Origin of the sequence: Neorhizobium sp. T6_25 (genome assembly GCF_002968555.1) — a bacterium.
GTDB lineage: Bacteria > Pseudomonadota > Alphaproteobacteria > Rhizobiales > Rhizobiaceae > Neorhizobium.
Genome location: NZ_PVBL01000018.1, coordinates 102,111 through 118,698, shown reverse-complemented (window position 1 = coordinate 118,698; position 16,588 = coordinate 102,111). Strand labels below are relative to the sequence as shown.

Genomic DNA, 16,588 nt, shown 5'->3' with positions numbered 1-16,588 from the left:
AAAGCAGATGCTGACTTTGGGGCCGTCGCCGTTTATCTGGCTGGATTTCGACAAGAACGGAGTAATCGAACCCGGGGTCGTCTCAGACTTGAAGACGCTCCTCTCTTCGGACATGACCGACCTGGTCATCATGTCCCACGGGTGGAAAAATACCAAGGACGATGCACAAGCTCTTTACGGCGCCCTCTGGGAACATGCGTGCCAGCATCTTGAAGCACAACGCACCAAGAAGACCGTCGTCGCCGGCATATCCTGGCCTGCAAAGGCATACAGAACTGACTTCGATGCGGAAACGCTGGTTGCCTCGTCGTCCGGCACACAAGCGGCGGGCGCGGCCGCCGAAGTTTCCGATCTCGACGAAGCGAAATGGAACGACATTCTGGCGGAATTTCGAGCAGCCTTCGGCCCCGACAGTGACGGTGTCGTCGCGGCCGCGGAGGACGTGGCGAGCGGCCTTTCATCGACGACGGCCTTCAATCTTCTCAAGGAAGGATCGAGCTTCCTGCAGCTCGATGGTACCGGTGCCGATCCGGAACTGGCTATCGACGGGGAAGGGATTGCGCAGGCTGGGAGCGAACCTTCCACAGCCCAGGACGCCATTGCAGGGCTCGCCTCGCCGCCCGTTCTCAATCTGACGAACGATGTTGCGTCGGCACAGAGCCTGGCGACCACGCTGAGCGGCCTGATCAACGGGCCGCGCGCTGCCGCTGCGCGCTTTCTCAATCAGCTCACCTACTACACGATGAAAAAGCGCGCTGGCGTCGTCGGGGTCGCTCTCGCTCAATCGGTGTTGGCGAAGATCAAGCCGGCCTCTCATGTCAATCTTCATCTGGTTGGACACAGTTTCGGTGCGCGCCTGGTGACGGCGGCCGCGAATGAAAACCTCGACCTCGGAAAGCTGTCCCTGTTCTCGTTAACGCTGCTGCAGGGCGCCTACTCGCACAATGGGCTGGCTGGCGAATTTGCACCCGGACTTGTTGGCGCCTTCCCCCACGTTGTCGGCAAGACGCGAGGACCGATCGCGATCACCCATACTCACAACGATCTTGCTTGCACGCTCGCCTACGCTTTGGCCTCGCGTCTTTCGCGGGATATGACTCAGGGGATCGGCGACAAGGACGACAAATTCGGCGCGATGGGTGCAAACGGGCCGCAGCATCTTGGCACGGACCAGGTCATCACCGGCTCCACGACCGAATTCAAGCCGGTGCGGGGCAAGGTCAACACCTTCCTGGCCGATGGATATGTCGTCAAAACCGCGGATGTCGATGCCCACAACAACGTCGCCAATCCAACGGTGGGGCGGCTTCTCTCTGCGGTACTCAATGCCTGATCGAGAAGAATTCGTCAAAATAGGGGAGGGTAGCGGATCGCAAAGATCGGAACCCGCGACATGGGAGGAGGTTTTCGGCGAGAAAATCCCCGACCTGCAAGCCCGTCGTGTCGAGACATACATTGACGATCCGCTGGTCGATGAAATTTCCGACGCATTTGCGACGGTCGCACATCACCTCTTCCGGCAATTGGACGGGTCCGAAGGGTGGCCGTCCCACGCGCGTGATGACATTGGGAGCTTCTTCGTCCGAAGCGAACGCCAAACGGCGGTCGTGATCCAGCATTGCCGTCGGATCGCCATCGGCTTGTTCAGCGGGCTTGGAGTGCGCCTCCTGGAACTTGCCGGAATGGCAGTCGGCCCCTGCAATGTTTTTCCCGATGCAGAATTCATCGACAAGCCTGTCAACGGTGGCGACACACTTCCGCTAGCGATGGTGCGGTTCTGGGCACAGCTTGGGATCGTGGGCAACCGGGCAGAACTCGGCCACAATATATTCCTTCAGATGCTCGAGTTTATCGTTCTTCACGAACTGGCTCATGTCGACCGTGGCCATTTGGAGGAAATGGAAAGATCGGGGCAACTTGCTTTTGTCGATGAGGCAATCGCCGCAAGTGACAAGCACATGAGGACCATAGCGCGGCGCCACCGCAAATTCGAGGCGGATATCTGGACAGTCCAACTGGCTGTCGACGACTTCTTCAATCGGAACGATGGCGAGAGTTTTGACGTCGAGCAGATTTTGGCGCAATACCGGATTACAGCTCTTGCCTGGCTGCTCACTCTTATGGCGCTCGATCAGAAAAGCTTGAGTTTGGAAGCGCACGCGACGCGATCGCATCCAGCGCCGGTGCATCGAGGCATGCTGTTGGATGAAGCTCTCCTCGAGGTGCTGACCAGGGCGTTTGAGACTCCGGAACATGATGGGAGAGATATGCTTGATCGCGTCGGGATCGAGCTCGCGAAAGTGGCCGGCCACGCCGGAATCGGCAAAGGCAGGTGGTGGGGAGACACCAACCGCAAGATGGGCCTCTCATCATTCGAGAGAACGGCGAGCTTTTCAGAAATATTTCCACACGCGATCAGAAACTTGGAAGTCAGTCTTAGCCGGCGGCGGTTAGCTAGGAGCGACGGACTGCCAACGAGCGACAATCCAAAGCACGTACCGAGAGTCCGATATGGCGCAAGACCCACCGTAAGCACTGCCGCGGTTACGATAACCTGTCAATCCGCGACAGAGTGCGGCGGCCATCACTGTCTAATACCATCTTTTTTAGGTTTAGGCGACTGGGATTTGTTGGCGCCCTTCCAGCGCCGCATCTCTACCAACAGCATACGTATCGACGTGACGAGCGCAGCAGCGGCTAGAAGAAGTCCCGCTATCGCAGACGTGTAATATTCCAAGTCCATCATGGCCTCCAGGTGCTTACCTGGATGAGCAATCTAAACACGAAGAATATACAAATGGTTTATAGAACGTAAAAACCAAACAAGCAAAACCAATGGGTTAAAAATTTAAATTCTCTCTTTATGTTTAATATTTGATGAGAGGTGCCGGCCAGCCGCTGAAATCGCGCGGCTCGGCACTGGGCCGGACCCCTACTTGGCTACTACAAAGCAGGGTTCCGGATCCTTGAAAGTTAGTGCGTCAATCGTAGATCCGGGCGACGAGTCGTTGTTCCGTAATCGTAGCCGCACTGCTTCTCAGGGCTTTGTAACGGATCAGGTGCTGCCGAGGTACAAGCCTGACATTGAACGCGCTTTTTCATTGAGTAGGTGAGCCGGATGATTGCAATTCGTAACAATTGAGATAACCATGCGGGTATCGAAGTTCACATAACTCGGAATTATGTGAATTTGTATCGGCAGGCGGAATACCCGCGGCAGCCGGACGACGTTACATAAAATTCAGATATTTGTACGATTGCTTGGGGGGCCGCGGGTTCGAATCCGTTCAAGGCGGAGACGACCGGCAGGGCCCATGCAGATGCGGGGCTTGGTTTGCATCTGCATGGGCGATGTGGATCAGCCATTCATCCGAGTGGCTATGCAGCTTCCCAAACCTGATTGAGGATTTTCGCCGCAAGTGCCGCTTTGTCCTGCGGCAGGAAGCGACCGTCGTGTTGCTGAACGACATCCGGTGTGTCCTGGATGGCATAACTCGCCTGCTCGTATGACCCGGTCTGCTTTAGGATATGGGTTGCCAGAATATCCCGAAGATTATGCGGTCCGTGCGGCAGCAGGCCCTTGATGGCTCCGCGGCCGGTATAGGGATTGTAGATGCCGTAGCGTTGGATCACTGTCCGCCATGCTTCATAGAATTTGGTGGAATCGTATGCCGCGTCCAGACTGGTCGTCTTCACCGTCTTGACGAAAAAGGTGCCGGGATCTTTCGCTGAACCGAGCAGCACACCGCGATGGCGATCGATATAGGCCTCAAGATATTTGTAGAGGTCGAGCAAATCCGGCAGGATCAGGCGAAACGGCTTTTGTCCGAAGAATGATGAGCCTGAGTTCTTGAAGGCGATTGATGGGATGAGGACCTCCCATCCGTTTTCCCGATCGCTCCAGCGCAATTCACCGCATTTCATATCCTCCAGCCGCCGCTCTGATGTCGGAAAATGCCCACGCGGGCACAAACGAAGCTGGCGAAGGTTCTTTTGTCGAAGCCCAAGATGAAGACCCAGGCGAAGCAAAAGGAAAGAGCGGACCGCTTCGGCTGCTGCTCGAGGATAGCGATCTTCATCCGGCATGCGCTTCAGGATTTCATCTGTAATCTTGCGGTACTCCGACAATGGGCTGTCTGCCTCAAGGATCACCATGATCGGCTCGAACGGATCGCGATGCACGCGCATGACACGCTGGATTTCCTTCGAGCGATTGGCAGCGTGCCGGTGGAACGCATCGCAGGCGCCGTGCCAGTCACGCCTCGCAAATTCTATCTCCTCCGGCGCGATCAGCCCTTCGATTGGCTGAACCTTCTTCAGGAGCTCCGGATGCTGGCGGATCCAGCCCACCTCCGCCCGCGTGAGAGCTTGCGCCACCATCAGCATGTCTTCTTCCCACTTGGTGTAGAAGCCGCGGCGCTGCTCCCGCCATTGGAGGTACCAGTCCCAGACGCCCGGGAAGATCAACAGGCCAAAGGTTAGTTGGCGGAGCGGCACACCGCGCCCTTTGACGACGCTGGCGGGTGAGGCAGCGAGGGCACCGAACATGAGGCCGAGATGCTCGACCTTCTGGGATGCGGTTTCCTCTCCCCAAACTCCATTTCGTTGGAAGCCGATTGCGGTCAGCGTCGATGTCTTGAAGCGGATCAGATCGGCCATCTCCATAGCCAACCGCGGCGGCGCATCGACGACGCCGGACAGGAGATCAGGATCTTCAAAGGCCTCGGGATTGTGACTCGTGCTGTCCGGGTTTATTTGTGGTCGTGGAGACAGGGTGCCTACGCCATAGGTGATGCCTGGAAACCGAATTGCATAACGCTGTTTGATTGCCGCCGCCTGGTAGCGACGATAGTCGGTTGAGCCCGAGATGATGAACCGGCGCACCCATTCGATGATTTCCTCCCGCTTGGAGAACGGCAAGCTGCTGAAATTATCCGGAAGATGCCATGCAAGTCGTCGCCGCTCCGCAGCGCTGATGTCGCCCATATCATGGCCGTATAGGGAGCGGGATTGGTGCGGCAGCTTCCCTTTGAAATACCCCTGTCCCAGTCGGTAGCGCCGCTCTATACGGGACAGGATCTCGAAGCTCGTCAAAGATCGCGGCACGCGCTCGCCCTGAACCCACGACAGCAAAGTCTTGTCATCGAACGTCTCGCCCAGGCGAACGACGGCGCGGTAGAGTTGCCAGTAGCTCTCGCCGAACCGGCGCATGTGATAAACGAGCGCATCGTTAAAGCTCGCCGGATCATCGGTCGCCTCAAACAATGGCTCAGGGAATGGACTAATTGGTTTCGGTTGTGGTCCCCTCTGCACTGACGAAGAGGTAGCCGGGGTCTTGTCGGAGAGGATCTGTCGCGGTCTGGAACGCGTCGCAGTTTCCACCTTGCGCCGAACGGTATTGCGCGATTTCGTGCGTGTTTTCGTCGACTGTATGTCATCGGCGGCAGGCGGTTCTCCGAGCCAGCGGATAATCGCGTCCAGTCCCGGACGGAGCGCCTTCTTCAAATCGGCTGACAATTGGTTTTCGATCCCGCATGCCTCGCCAATGGCCGTCCAATCCATACGGCCACTAACGATCGGTGGTGGCCGGCGGTGGATGACAAGACCAACGAGATAGGGCCGAATGCTTTCCAGAACTCGCTGTGAGGCGATTGGCGCGATGCGCACCTCGCAGAAATCCGAGATTTTTCGTTGAAAGTGATGAATTGAAAGATCGTGTGTTGCCATGCTCTTATTCCATATCTCTCGAATACCGGTGTCGAGGGCGGGCGGGAATAGGAGTGGACGTTTAACAAATGGTATTGCCGCAGCGGCGAGCTTTTGGGGCTAGGCTCAGGTTCCCAGATTTCAAATGAAGCATCATGAGCCTCATGCTAAAGGTTGCAGATGGGATTCGGGGTTTTCATTCACCGGTCAGATTCGATTTACGACGATAGCCCGGCTGAACAATACCAGTTCCCGGGTCAGTATCTCGGTCGTGTCCAGGCCTGTGTAGGTGACTGGATCGTCTACTACGAGCCTCGGAAAGTCGCAGCGACCCGCGGCTATTTTGCTGTCGCCAAGGTTGAACGGGTTATTCCTGATCCGAAGGCCCCCGGCATGTATCTGGCGCTGATCGAACAAGGCAGCTATCTCGACTTCATCAATCCCGTTCCGTTCAGCGGACCAGACGGTGTCATAGAGCGAGGCGTGCTGAATGAAGAGGGCCGCATTTCGGGCAGAGCACAGGCCGCAGTCCGGCCGATATCCGCAGCAGATTTCAACCGCATCGTATCTATTGGCATAGACGAGCATGAGCCTGAACTGCCTCGGCTGGATGAGCCGGGGGTGACGCATGCGGTCGATGGATTTGCAGATGAAGCTCAAGCGCCGTTCATGTTCGAGCAGGAGCGCGACCGGGTTACGCAACTCTCGTCGCGGATCGTTCGAAATCGGCTGTTTCGCCGCCTCGTTCTTCACGCTTATGACAAACGATGCGCCATCACGGGATTGAAGCTCATCAACGGTGGTGGCCGGGCAGAGGTCGACGCCGCACATATCCGGCCGGTGGAAGCGAGCGGGCCTGACATTCTTTCCAACGGAATTGCTCTTTCGGGCACCGCACACTGGATGTTTGACCGCGGTCTGATTGGCCTTTCGGACGATCTTGATATCCTGATATCGCGTCAGGCGAATGATCCTGACAGCATTCAAGGACTCCTCAACAAGACCGGGAAGGCGATCGTGCCTAGCAGGGTTTTCGAGAGGCCACATCCCCAGTTCCTGAGATGGCACCGTGAGAACTGTTTCAAGCAGTAAACATTTGGGTAGTCCTGCGGTGATGTGGATTCATCCCGATCGGTTCTATTTCAGTCAGTTGGCGCCAGTAATCCTAAAATCATCCCGATCGGTTCTTTTGTCTTCCTTTTGCACCATCTGATGATATAATCATCCCGATAGGGGTGATTATGGAAAAGATCAAAGATACGAAAAGCCTCGGCATGCTAATCCGTCAGGAGCGCAAACAGCAAGGGTTAACCCAGGAGCAACTCGCCGGGGTGATTGGTGTGGGGGTACGTTTTCTGCGTGAACTCGAGGCCGGCAAAGAGAGCTGCCAGATTGGCCGTGCGATGCAAGTCTTGGCCGGTCTTGGCCTTCTTGTTTCGGTCGGGCGTCGCCAGGGCCCGCGATCATGACCCGGGTATTGGACGTCTATTTTCGCGACACCAAGGCGGGCGTACTCGGCCGGCTTGACGACGGCCTGCTGACTTTTGCCTACGATGGCGCGTATCTCCTGGACCAACGATCGCGTGCGATCTCGTTCTCGATGCCCCTGCAGGAAGAAGCCTTCGGTGATCAGGTGGTGCGCCCGTTTTTCTCCGGTCTCTTGCCTGACGAAGGCGCGCGGCAACGCCTCGCTGGGGCGCTCGGCCTTTCGGCAGGCAATGCCTTCGGACTACTGGAAGTTATCGGGGGCGAATGCGCAGGTGCCTTGTCACTCTATCCGACCGGCACGGTGCCCGAACCTCCCGGCCAGTCCCAAGCCGAAATTCTCACTTCGGAACGTCTGGATGAAATTCTCAGCAGGCTGCGGACCCGGCCTTTGCTTGGCGGAGACGAGGGCATTCGCCTATCGCTCGCCGGCGCGCAGGATAAACTGGCGGTCATTGTCGATGGAGATTCCATTGCCTTGGCAAAAGACGGCAGACCAACGACCCATATCTTGAAACCAGTCATCCAGGCTTTGGAAGGCACGGTGGAGAACGAGTATTTTTGTATGCGGCTGGCTGCTCGCCTCAAGCTGCCGGTACCCCATGTCGAGATACGCCTAGCCCGGGCGACTGCCTTTCTCCTGGTTGAGCGTTATGATCGGACGAAAGCTGCAGACGGTATCATTGAGCGCTTACACCAGGAAGACTTTTGCCAGGCCCTTAGCGTCCCGCCGGAGCTGAAGTATGAGGCCGAGGGCGGACCGGGGACAGGACATGCTCTCGGGCTGATCGACCAGGCCTGCGCTAGACCTGTCGCGGATCGGTTGCAATTCATCCGCATGCTGATCTTCCATTATCTCGTCGGCAACGCCGATGCCCACGGCAAGAACTACGCCCTGCTTTATGGCTCCGATGAACCGGATCTGGCACCGATCTACGATGTCGTTTGCACGGCCGTTTATCCTCGCTTGTCAAAGAGGCTCGCCATGAAGATTGGCGGCCGCGATGTGCCCGACACGATCCAGCTGAAGCATTGGGCGACACTTGTGCCCGAAACCAAATCTTCTCAGCGCATCCTTGTTCGCGACCTTGCCCAAATGGCGGAAAGGATTGTGAGCGAGGCTGATATCCTTCTTGCAGAGTTGGCAGACGAGGGGATCAATCATCCCATCCTGAGCGCAATTCGCAAGGTCATCTCAAGCCGGGCTGGTTCATTGCAGAGAGTCACGCAGCAGGTATCTTAAGTGTTTGAATGGTCGCGGATATCTAGCGCTTTGTCCTTCGACCAACGGGCCGCGGGTTCGAATCCGTTCAAGAGCTAAATTCCTTGAGAGATAAATCCGAACAACCTGGCAAACATATATTCATCGGCTAACAGCTCGGAGAAAGAACGACACCCCCAGTCTTGGCTGTCGTCCTCTCTCGATTGCCTGCTCGCTTGGTTGCCTGGAAACCATCCGCTTTGCAAAAAGGCCACTGGACGATTAGCGCAGGCTTAGGGGAGTTCACCCAGCGGTGTCTGACTGTCTGGCTTTCGCGTATCAGATTAGGCTTTCTAGCCTGCAGCTTCCAGGATAAGCTCCGCGACCTCGCCCGGGTGCGAGATCAGCGAGAGATGGCTGGCTTTTATTTCGATTGCCTTTGCGTCCATGCGTTTGGCGAGAAAGCGCTGCAGATCCGGGTTGATCGTGCGGTCCTCGCTCGACACCGCATAATAGCTGGGCTTGTGGCGCCAAGCGGCTTCGGTAACTTTGCCTGAGAGTAGTGCCTTCCGGAACGGATACTGCGTTGCGTAAAGCACTTCGGCACGAGCCCTTGGGATATCGCCGGCGAAGTCCTCAAGGAACGCCCTCTCGGTTAGCCTGCCTTCCTCGCCGTCGAAAACAATACCGGCAGATGCGGGAGGTGTAGGATAAGTCTTGGCCAATGCGGCGAAGTCCTCGTTCGCATCTGGGGCACGGGCTGCGATATATACGACAGCGGACACATGCGGATGCATACCTGCCTGCGTTACGACCATTCCGCCGAATGAGTGCCCGACAAGGACGGTTGGGCCGTCCTGCCGCGCCAGCACGCGCTCGGCAGCCGCAATCGACTCGGGTAGGGTGGTCAGAGGGTTCTGGACCGACGTGATATTCAGACCTTTGGGCTGTAGCCTGGATATGACCTCGCTCCAGCAGGAGCCATCGGCGAAAAGCCCGTGGACGAAGACGATGTTGCGGGTCTTTTGTGGGCGGGCAATCGCTGGTGCGGCCATGCTGTTGGTTGAAACTAGCGATGCCGCCGCACCGGCAAGCAATGCAGTTGAAAATTTGCGTCTGTTCATGATCATCCGGGACTCCTTTCGTGATAAAGCACATGCTTCGGGGGAGTCTTTCGATGCCGAGTCCTCGATATTACACTGTCACGATTATGTGATCGTTGGGCAAAATCGGAATATTTTCGAAATGCCACGTAATAACAGGTCTCGTCCAACGAAGTTACGGATGCATGGACACACGGGAAGACAGATGGGCGAAAGCGATGCGGGCCGAACGTACTGGAGATAGTGCTGCCTATGAAGCCTTTCTTCGGGACTTCGCGTCTTCGGTGCGCAGGATCGTCGAAGCACATCTGCGGCGCATGCGCTTCAGTCTCGCAGAGGTAGAGGATGTCGTCCAGGAGGTGTTGATCGCCGTTCACTCCCGTCGCAATCAATGGGATACGCAGAGGGCTCTGCTTCCCTGGCTGAATGCAATTGCGCGCTACAAGATCATTGATGCAAGCCGGCGCCTAGGACGGGATGCACGCGTGCGCATTGATCTGACCGAGGAGGAATGGGCTGGCATCTTTTCTTCGGAGGCGTTCGATCCGGAGCGCAATCCGGCAGATGTCGAGAAACTCATTTCTGCCCTGCCTCGTGGCGAACAGGCTGCTGTCCGCGCCATCGGTCTTCAGGGCGCATCGACCAAAGATGCGGCAGAACGGCTCGGATCAAGTGAAGGGGCGGTGCGGGTCGCGTTCCATCGCTCCTTAAAGAAACTGATGGTTGCCGCGCGGAGAAAAGGCTTCGACCATGGATGACACCCAACGGCTGACGGGGCGGACCGACGATCTGATCAAGGGATTGGCAACGCAGGCAGGAAAACGATCGTCGGCAACACCCAGTCTCTCCATTGTCCTTGCCGCTGCCATGGTCTTTTCGATCTTGGCGGCAACTGGCGTGGTTCTGCTGATTGCCGGGGCGCGTTCAGATCTCGCGCGGATCTTGCCGACCTGGACGTTCCAGTTCAAAGTCATCGGCGTGGCGCTTATCGCAGCTGGCGCGTTTCAGCTCGCTAGGACCGTGGTACGACCGGGCCGGGCGCTTCGTGCGTTGCTGTGTCTTGCTCCAGGCGTAGCGTTCCTGCTTGCCGGAGCATTGCTCGACCGGAGCGGCTTTCCATTGCTTGGGGTTCACACTTATTCGGTGTCAAGTTGTGCAGGCATCATCATTATGGCTTCCATTCCTGCGTTGGCTGCTTTTCTTGCTGCCATGCGGGCAGGAACGCCTACGCGGCTTGGCCGAGCAGGCGCTGTCGCGGGTTTGCTCGCAGGTTCCGTCGGTGCCCTTGCCTATACGATCGCTTGTCTCAACGATGGCGCTGCCTTCGTCGCAATATGGTATTCGGTTGCTATCGCGTTCGTGACTGCGTTGGGAGCGGCTACTGGCCCAAGATTGTTGAGGTGGTAGCTGGCTGAGGTCGGCAATGGATGCAACGTCCCCCACACATTTCTGGGATACGGCAAAGAAGGAGCCCCGGACATCGGCATCAATTCCATGCGATGTCGTGTCGCGTGCAGATGATCGTAATTTGATAAGCCAGACCGATATTCCGAGGTAGGGGTAAAGATGTCGATTTTCGACCAATGACAGAGCAAGAAAAAATGAGCAATTTCACACGCAGCGTAACCACACCTGCACGAACAATTTATCCCCCACAATCCATTAGCGTAGAAGCCCAGGCGTCGCTGTCACGCCTGGTAGACGAGGACGGCAGCCCGATCAACGCGCGGTATGAAATGCCGTCCCCAGAGGATTTTTCAGGCTGGATGGCGATCAAAGCCGCAGTAGATGCGCATTACGCCGCCGCGGCAAAAGATCTTGCAGGGAGTTTGCAGTCCACAGTCGAGACAATTGTAGTCGAACAAGCAACGATCCATGTCGCGACGCCGCACAGATCGTTTCATGAGCGTAGCGCACTCATCGACCTGCATGGCGGCGCATTGGTGTTCGGAGGCGGAGAGGCCTGTCGCGTCAGTGCGAGACGCCAAGCTCACCAGCATGCCGTTCGATGCTACGGCGTCGATTACCGGATGCCGCCCGAGCATCCCTATCCGGTCGCTCTTGATGACTGCTTGGCCACGTACCGTCATGTGTTGAACGGTCATTCTCCCGAGAAGGTGGTCATCCTGGGGAGATCGGCAGGCGGCAATCTCGCGACTGCCATGCTGCTACGGGCGAGAGATGAAGGCATGCCAATGCCCGGCAGATTAGTCTTGCTCTCTCCACAGGTTGACCTCACCGAATCGGGCGACAGTTTCCAAACAAACCAGATGCTTGATCTGGTTCTGCCTCGCCCGCTTAGATCAAGCAACCTGCTCTACGCTGGTGGTGCAGATCTTTCCAATCCCTATCTATCGCCACTCTTTGGCGATCTGCGGGGCTTCCCGCCGACATTTCTCCAGACCGGCACGCGTGACCTGTTCCTATCGAACACGGTGAGGATGCATCGAGCCTTGCGAAAAGCTGGCGTGGAAACAGAATTGCACGTCTTTGAAGCCATGCCCCATGGTGGCTTGATGGGTGGGACGCCGGAAGACCAGGAACTCGAAGCGGAGATCCACCGGTTCGTCATGGCAAGCTGGAACTGAGGCGGGGAACCAGACAGGTTTGACGCAGCTCCTCTGTTGTCCTGCTACAGCCCTGGCCACATTCCGCCGTCAAGTCGGAGGTTTGCTCCTGTGATATAGCCGGCACGGGGGCTCGAGAGAAATGTAATCGCATCCGCAATCTCCTCGAGGGTTCCAACCCTTCCTAGGGGCACCTCAGCAAACATTGGCAGGATTTCTCTCTCTACGTCATTCCAGGCGGCGTCGATGGCCACGCCCCTCTCAATGGCTTTCTTACGAAATGTGGTATCCAAACTGATGCTATGCACCGTTCCAGGCGACACGGTGTTTGCGGTGATGCCGTGTGCAGCAACGTCTTTTGCGAGCGACGCCGTCATCGCGATCATGGCTGCTTTGGCGGCAGAGTAGTCCGGTCGACTTGCAGGCGGCATCAGGGCCGCCAAGCTTGAGATGTTTATGATCCGACCCCACCGCGACGCTTTCATTGCGGGCAGAACGAGCGAGATGATCCTCACAGATGCGAGCACGTTCCTGTCATAGACAGCCGCCCATGTCTCAGAGTTCGTTGAGGTCCAATCCTCTGCCGGGCCAGATCCGCCGGCATTATTGATCAGGATGTCGATCGACCCTGCTGTAGCCTTGGAATCCCTAACAAGACGGTCAACCTGATCCGACACTGTCAGGTCACCGACTACCGCGAATGCCCGACCTCCAGAGGATATGATGTCATGCGCGACTTCCTCCGTTTTCATTCTGTCGCGACCGTGGACAAGAACGGTTGCCCCTTCCTTCGCGAGGCCTCTGGCCACACCCTCGCCAATCCCCTTGCTGCTTCCCGTGACCAGCGCAACCTTGTTTTGGAGTTGTAAGTCCATGATATTTGATCCGTGTTATCGTCTCCGGCAGATATGAGGTTCGTCGATGAAACAGGCAATTACGCACTTTAAAGTGCCTGTCGAGGACAGGGCGACATGCCTCGGAGCCGACGGTTCTGTCTCTCATGTCAGCAGGGTGCTTCGGATGATCACAGGACGTTGGAAACTGCCGATCCTTTTCCGATTGTTCGCCGAACCATCATTGCGGGCATCGCAGTTCATGAGAGACATACCTGGGATATCCCAGAAGATGCTAACGCAACATCTCAGGGAGCTGGAAATTGACGGCCTCATAATCCGGCACGACTTTCAAGAGCAGCCTCCTCGAGTTGAATACTCGCTGAGTTCAGCAGGCCGCGGGCTTATGCCGATTTTGATGGCGGTCCGGGAATTCTCTCGGGATTATCCCGTCGATCGGCGTCGCTAACTAACCTGGGTGCCGAACGCTTGGCGCATCATCCCGAAAATATCGCTTGTATTGTGGACCGAATGGTTCCATATATTTGCCATGGTCAAGCGCACTCAAATATCCGCGTCCGTTGGTCGCCCTCGAGAATTCGAACTCGATGAAGTAGTTCGAAAAGCAATGCACGTATTTTGGAATCGTGGATATCACGATGCATCCCTTCCCGACTTGCTTGAGGGCATGGAACTTTCCAGAGGCAGCTTTTATAAGGCTTTCGTCGACAAGAGAGGCATCTATCTGCGCGCCCTCGACGCTTACATCGAGGACGCCGTTCGCTCGATCGGTGAAACGCTGCATTCCAATCCGTCGCCCAAAGCAGCAATTCGAGACGCTTTCTCGCAACAAGTGGATCAAGCATCCGGGCCGGAAGGTTTGCGTGGCTGCTTTGTCGTCTTTGCAGCCGTCGAAATGCTTCCAGAGGATAAAGAGGTCGCACCACGTATTTCCCGGCTGTTCCGGCGGCTGCAAGATCTTTATGCGGCGGCGATAATAAGAGCGCAGGCCTTGGGCGAAATCGATCCCGAGCTGGATGAACGAACGCTTGCCAGGTTCCTCGTGTGTCAGATTCAGGGCATGCGGGTCCTTGCCAAAGCAGGAGCGGATCGCGCTGAGACGAGGGCCATGGTCGAACTGGCGCTAAAGGCGCTTGGCTGACTTCAATTTGGAACCAATAGGTTCCAAATTTTTAACATTGCAAACCTTCGATCGATTTTTTGGTCGATGTGGAGACACTTATGAGAGACACGAGCAATCCCGATGACAAACTCGATCCACGTCGATGGATTGCACTGATCATCCTTTTGACCGGCGCCTTTTTGCCACCGCTTGACTTCTTCATCGTCAATGTGGCGCTGCCCTCGATCCGGGCGGATTTCAGAGCCTCTGCGTCAACGATGCAGCTGATTATCTCCGGTTACGCCACCACCTATGCTGTGATGCTGATCACTGGCGGCAGGCTTGGAGATCTCTATGGTAGACGAAATGTCTTTTTGGTTGGGATGATCGGGTTTGCAGCCGCATCTGCCTTATGCGGGTTTGCCTGGTCTCCAGCCGCGTTGGTCGCCGGCCGTATCATTCAGGGGTTTGCAGCGGCAATTATGGCACCGCAAGCCTTGGCTTCCATCAATGCGATTTTCCCAGACCACGAAAAATCAAAAGCCCTCAGCTTTTATGCCCTGACTTTTGGGGTGGCATCGATGGTTGGTCTGTTTCTCGGCGGAGCGCTAATCGCACTGAATATCTTCGGTCTCGGATGGAGGGCCATTTTCCTGATCAACCTCCCGGTGATCGCGATCGCTGCGCCGCTGGCCTCCTTCATGTTGCGCGAAACCCGCTCGGAACACCCAAGCAAGCTGGATTTGGGCGGAGCCTTGCTGGTCGCGCTCGCACTTTCTGCCCTGATCGCGCCGCTGATCGAGGGCCGGGAGCAGGGGTGGTCAATCTGGTTGCTTCTAATGCTCTGTGCTTCACCACTGCTTTTCGTCTTGTTCTGGCGGTATGAGCGATACGTCGAGACAGCGGGCGGAAATCCTATCCTTGAACCAAGCCTGCTGAACGTCTCGGGGTTGAAGCGCGGGTTGACAGCTGCCTTCTTCTTCTACTCTCTGGCGGCATTCTGGCTCGTATTCTCGGTTTATCAACAGAGCGGCCTTGGCCGCACGCCATTTGAAGCCGGGCTGGCCATCCTGCCTGCCGCAGCCGGTTTTGTCCTTGGCCCTTTTGCAAGCGAGCGCGTCCTCCGCTTCTTTGGAAGATACTCCGCTGCCATTGGCATGGGGCTGCAAGCCGGCGGCCTGTTTGCAACGGCCGCCCTGATCTCAAGTGATTATGCCCAGTTTCTTTCTCTAGCGCTCTTTCTCATTGGAGCGGGGCAGGGGATCGCGCTTCCAAACCTTTTGAAGAGCGTCGTGCAGCGCGTCGCCAGACCGCAATCGGGACTGGCCTCCGGCCTCATCAATTCCACACTTCAGATTGGCGGCGCATTCGCGGTTGCACTCATTGGCGGGTTGTTCTTCTTGATTTTGGGGTCTGCAACCGATGCCAGATCCATCGGCCGGGCATATAGTCTGGCAGCAGTCGCAATCGCACTCTGTCTTCTCGTCGCAGGATGGCTTTCCGCCGGCCTTCCGTCGAACAACGCGGTGCGCCGATGAGCACGCGCATTGACGGGCTCAATGACCAACCCTGCATTGACGGCTTGATCATTCCCGCCTCCACGTCGGTCCCCACAAGAGGACCATTCTCTACAGCTTGAAACAGAACTATTTCGGAGAAAACCGCCATGAACAACATCCATGATCTTCCTCTTTCGAGTAAGAGCGCGCTTGTTACCGGTGCAGCACGCGGGATCGGCGCGGCTATCGCGCTGAAGCTGGCTAAAGATGGTGCCGACGTTGCGATCACCTATGAGAAGTCGGCCGAAAAAGCCGAAGCTCTCGCCGCCGAGATCAGAACTATGGGCCGCAAAGCTGTGGCCATTCAGGCCGATGCAGCAAGCACGGCCGCCGCGACGGCTACCGTCGAGCGGACCGTCGCTGAACTTGGCGGCCTCGACATTCTGGTTAACAATGCCGGCGTCCTCTTCGCAGGAGATTTCGCGGTACAGCCACTGGAGGAAATAGATCTGCAACTGAACGTCAATGTTCGCGGCGTGTTTCTGATCACTCAGGCAGCGCTGAAACACATCCCGAATGGCGGCCGTATCATCAGCACCGGAAGCAATGCAGGCCTGGCGGTGCCATTTGCAGGAATCGCGGTTTATGCGGCGACCAAATCAGCGCTGGAAAGCTTCACGCGCGGTCTGGCGCGTGAACTGGGTCCGAGGGAGATTACCGTCAATCTGGTCCGACCGGGGCCGATCGACACTGAGATGAACCCTTCCGACGGTGCTCTCGCGCCTGCCATCCTGCCAAAACTGTCGATCGCCCGGTACGGCAGAACCAGGGAAGTGGCAGAGGCCGTTGCGTTCCTCGCTGGTCCAGGTGCAGCCTACATCACCGGCTCGGGTATTCTTGTCGATGGCGGCATAAGCGCCTGAGTATTGGCGCGAGGCGGCGGACCGTACGCTTCGAGCACCGCGTTCTGTTCAACGGCACCGAAAAAAGGTGGAGAAACATGGAGTATACACGCCTTAGAACCGCTAGCCTTGGGATTTCGCGCCTCCGCCCTGGATGCATACTTTTGCG

The 16,588-nt window shown here is 56.8% G+C and carries 15 protein-coding genes; 12 read left to right on the top strand and 3 right to left on the bottom strand.

From position 1 onward, the window contains the following. Nucleotides 1-7 precede the first annotated feature (7 nt). Both C5L10_RS22260 and C5L10_RS22255 read left to right on the top strand, forming a co-directional pair. Nucleotides 8-1,333 carry a hypothetical protein gene (locus C5L10_RS22260; protein WP_105431429.1) on the top strand — a complete coding sequence of 442 codons (1,326 nt, stop codon included), beginning with the start codon at nucleotides 8-10 and terminating at the stop codon, nucleotides 1,331-1,333. Next, entirely contained in the window at nucleotides 1,326-2,729 is a 1,404-nt protein-coding gene (locus tag C5L10_RS22255) for a hypothetical protein (RefSeq protein ID WP_105431428.1), read from the top strand. The genes C5L10_RS22260 and C5L10_RS22255 overlap by 8 nt, the downstream gene beginning before the upstream one ends. Before the next feature lie 649 nt (nucleotides 2,730-3,378). Here the strand turns inward: C5L10_RS22255 and C5L10_RS22250 are convergent. After that, entirely contained in the window at nucleotides 3,379-5,727 is a 2,349-nt protein-coding gene (locus tag C5L10_RS22250) for a hypothetical protein (RefSeq protein ID WP_105431427.1), read from the bottom strand. A gap of 159 nt (nucleotides 5,728-5,886) precedes the next feature. Between C5L10_RS22250 and C5L10_RS22245 the strand changes: the two genes are divergently transcribed. From C5L10_RS22245 to C5L10_RS22235, 3 genes are all read left to right on the top strand, one after another. After that, the gene (locus C5L10_RS22245; protein WP_092990775.1) at nucleotides 5,887-6,798 is read left to right on the top strand and encodes an HNH endonuclease; all 912 of its coding nucleotides are present in this window, start codon (nucleotides 5,887-5,889) and stop codon (nucleotides 6,796-6,798) included. A 149-nt stretch (nucleotides 6,799-6,947) separates the two neighbouring features. Further along, on the top strand, nucleotides 6,948-7,175 hold the full coding sequence (locus C5L10_RS22240; protein ID WP_062590678.1) for a helix-turn-helix domain-containing protein: 228 nt from the start codon (nucleotides 6,948-6,950) through the stop codon (nucleotides 7,173-7,175). Continuing rightward, nucleotides 7,172-8,434 carry a type II toxin-antitoxin system HipA family toxin gene (locus tag C5L10_RS22235; RefSeq protein ID WP_092990774.1) on the top strand — a complete coding sequence of 421 codons (1,263 nt, stop codon included), beginning with the start codon at nucleotides 7,172-7,174 and terminating at the stop codon, nucleotides 8,432-8,434. The genes C5L10_RS22240 and C5L10_RS22235 overlap by 4 nt, the downstream gene beginning before the upstream one ends. A 311-nt stretch (nucleotides 8,435-8,745) precedes the next feature. Here the strand turns inward: C5L10_RS22235 and C5L10_RS22230 are convergent, their stop codons facing one another. Beyond that, nucleotides 8,746-9,522, bottom strand: a complete 777-nt coding sequence (locus tag C5L10_RS22230; protein ID WP_105431426.1) for an alpha/beta fold hydrolase — start codon at nucleotides 9,520-9,522, stop codon at nucleotides 8,746-8,748. A 191-nt stretch (nucleotides 9,523-9,713) separates the two neighbouring features. Here C5L10_RS22230 and C5L10_RS22225 point away from each other — a divergent pair, with 191 nt between their 5' ends. The 3 genes from C5L10_RS22225 (at nucleotide 9,714) to C5L10_RS22215 (ending at nucleotide 12,083) form a co-directional block, all read left to right on the top strand. Further along, entirely contained in the window at nucleotides 9,714-10,253 is a 540-nt protein-coding gene (locus C5L10_RS22225; protein ID WP_245448108.1) for a sigma-70 family RNA polymerase sigma factor, read from the top strand. Continuing rightward, entirely contained in the window at nucleotides 10,246-10,902 is a 657-nt protein-coding gene (locus C5L10_RS22220; RefSeq protein WP_092990772.1) for an NrsF family protein, read from the top strand. The genes C5L10_RS22225 and C5L10_RS22220 overlap by 8 nt, the downstream gene beginning before the upstream one ends. Nucleotides 10,903-11,096: 194 nt before the next feature. Further along, nucleotides 11,097-12,083 (top strand): alpha/beta hydrolase, encoded by a 987-nt coding sequence (locus C5L10_RS22215; protein ID WP_105431424.1) that lies wholly within the window; start codon nucleotides 11,097-11,099, stop codon nucleotides 12,081-12,083. 44 nt (nucleotides 12,084-12,127) lie between these two features. Here C5L10_RS22215 and C5L10_RS22210 read toward each other — a convergent pair whose 3' ends face one another. Beyond that, the gene (locus C5L10_RS22210) at nucleotides 12,128-12,937 is read right to left on the bottom strand and encodes an SDR family NAD(P)-dependent oxidoreductase (protein ID WP_105431423.1); all 810 of its coding nucleotides are present in this window, start codon (nucleotides 12,935-12,937) and stop codon (nucleotides 12,128-12,130) included. Between the two features lie 46 nt (nucleotides 12,938-12,983). On the opposite strand from C5L10_RS22210, the gene C5L10_RS22205 reads away from it, so the two are divergent. From C5L10_RS22205 to C5L10_RS22190, 4 genes are all read left to right on the top strand, one after another. Then, entirely contained in the window at nucleotides 12,984-13,364 is a 381-nt protein-coding gene (locus tag C5L10_RS22205) for a helix-turn-helix domain-containing protein (RefSeq protein WP_105431422.1), read from the top strand. A gap of 159 nt (nucleotides 13,365-13,523) precedes the next feature. Further along, the gene (locus tag C5L10_RS22200) at nucleotides 13,524-14,057 is read left to right on the top strand and encodes a TetR/AcrR family transcriptional regulator (protein WP_105431421.1); all 534 of its coding nucleotides are present in this window, start codon (nucleotides 13,524-13,526) and stop codon (nucleotides 14,055-14,057) included. 80 nt (nucleotides 14,058-14,137) lie between these two features. Beyond that, nucleotides 14,138-15,556 (top strand): MFS transporter, encoded by a 1,419-nt coding sequence (locus C5L10_RS22195; protein ID WP_092990733.1) that lies wholly within the window; start codon nucleotides 14,138-14,140, stop codon nucleotides 15,554-15,556. 128 nt (nucleotides 15,557-15,684) lie between these two features. Next, nucleotides 15,685-16,440, top strand: a complete 756-nt coding sequence (locus C5L10_RS22190; RefSeq protein WP_092990734.1) for an SDR family oxidoreductase — start codon at nucleotides 15,685-15,687, stop codon at nucleotides 16,438-16,440. The last annotated feature ends 148 nt before the right edge of the window (nucleotides 16,441-16,588 follow it).

Bases quoted from the DNA above. Each gene is read 5' to 3' on its own strand.
- C5L10_RS22240 (WP_062590678.1), top strand. From the start codon at position 6,948: ATGGAAAAGATCAAAGATACGAAAAGCCTCGGCATGCTAATCCGTCAG.
- C5L10_RS22205 (WP_105431422.1), top strand. From the start codon at position 12,984: ATGAAACAGGCAATTACGCACTTTAAAGTGCCTGTCGAGGACAGGGCG.
- C5L10_RS22230 (WP_105431426.1), bottom strand. From the start codon at position 9,522: ATGATCATGAACAGACGCAAATTTTCAACTGCATTGCTTGCCGGTGCG.
- C5L10_RS22250 (WP_105431427.1), bottom strand. From the start codon at position 5,727: ATGGCAACACACGATCTTTCAATTCATCACTTTCAACGAAAAATCTCG.
- C5L10_RS22200 (WP_105431421.1), top strand. From the start codon at position 13,524: ATGCACGTATTTTGGAATCGTGGATATCACGATGCATCCCTTCCCGAC.
- C5L10_RS22210 (WP_105431423.1), bottom strand. From the start codon at position 12,937: ATGGACTTACAACTCCAAAACAAGGTTGCGCTGGTCACGGGAAGCAGC.
- C5L10_RS22190 (WP_092990734.1), top strand. From the start codon at position 15,685: ATGAACAACATCCATGATCTTCCTCTTTCGAGTAAGAGCGCGCTTGTT.
- C5L10_RS22245 (WP_092990775.1), top strand. From the start codon at position 5,887: ATGGGATTCGGGGTTTTCATTCACCGGTCAGATTCGATTTACGACGAT.
- C5L10_RS22220 (WP_092990772.1), top strand. From the start codon at position 10,246: ATGGATGACACCCAACGGCTGACGGGGCGGACCGACGATCTGATCAAG.
- C5L10_RS22225 (WP_245448108.1), top strand. From the start codon at position 9,714: ATGCGGGCCGAACGTACTGGAGATAGTGCTGCCTATGAAGCCTTTCTT.
- C5L10_RS22255 (WP_105431428.1), top strand. From the start codon at position 1,326: ATGCCTGATCGAGAAGAATTCGTCAAAATAGGGGAGGGTAGCGGATCG.
- C5L10_RS22260 (WP_105431429.1), top strand. From the start codon at position 8: ATGCTGACTTTGGGGCCGTCGCCGTTTATCTGGCTGGATTTCGACAAG.
- C5L10_RS22235 (WP_092990774.1), top strand. From the start codon at position 7,172: ATGACCCGGGTATTGGACGTCTATTTTCGCGACACCAAGGCGGGCGTA.
- C5L10_RS22195 (WP_092990733.1), top strand. From the start codon at position 14,138: ATGAGAGACACGAGCAATCCCGATGACAAACTCGATCCACGTCGATGG.
- C5L10_RS22215 (WP_105431424.1), top strand. From the start codon at position 11,097: ATGAGCAATTTCACACGCAGCGTAACCACACCTGCACGAACAATTTAT.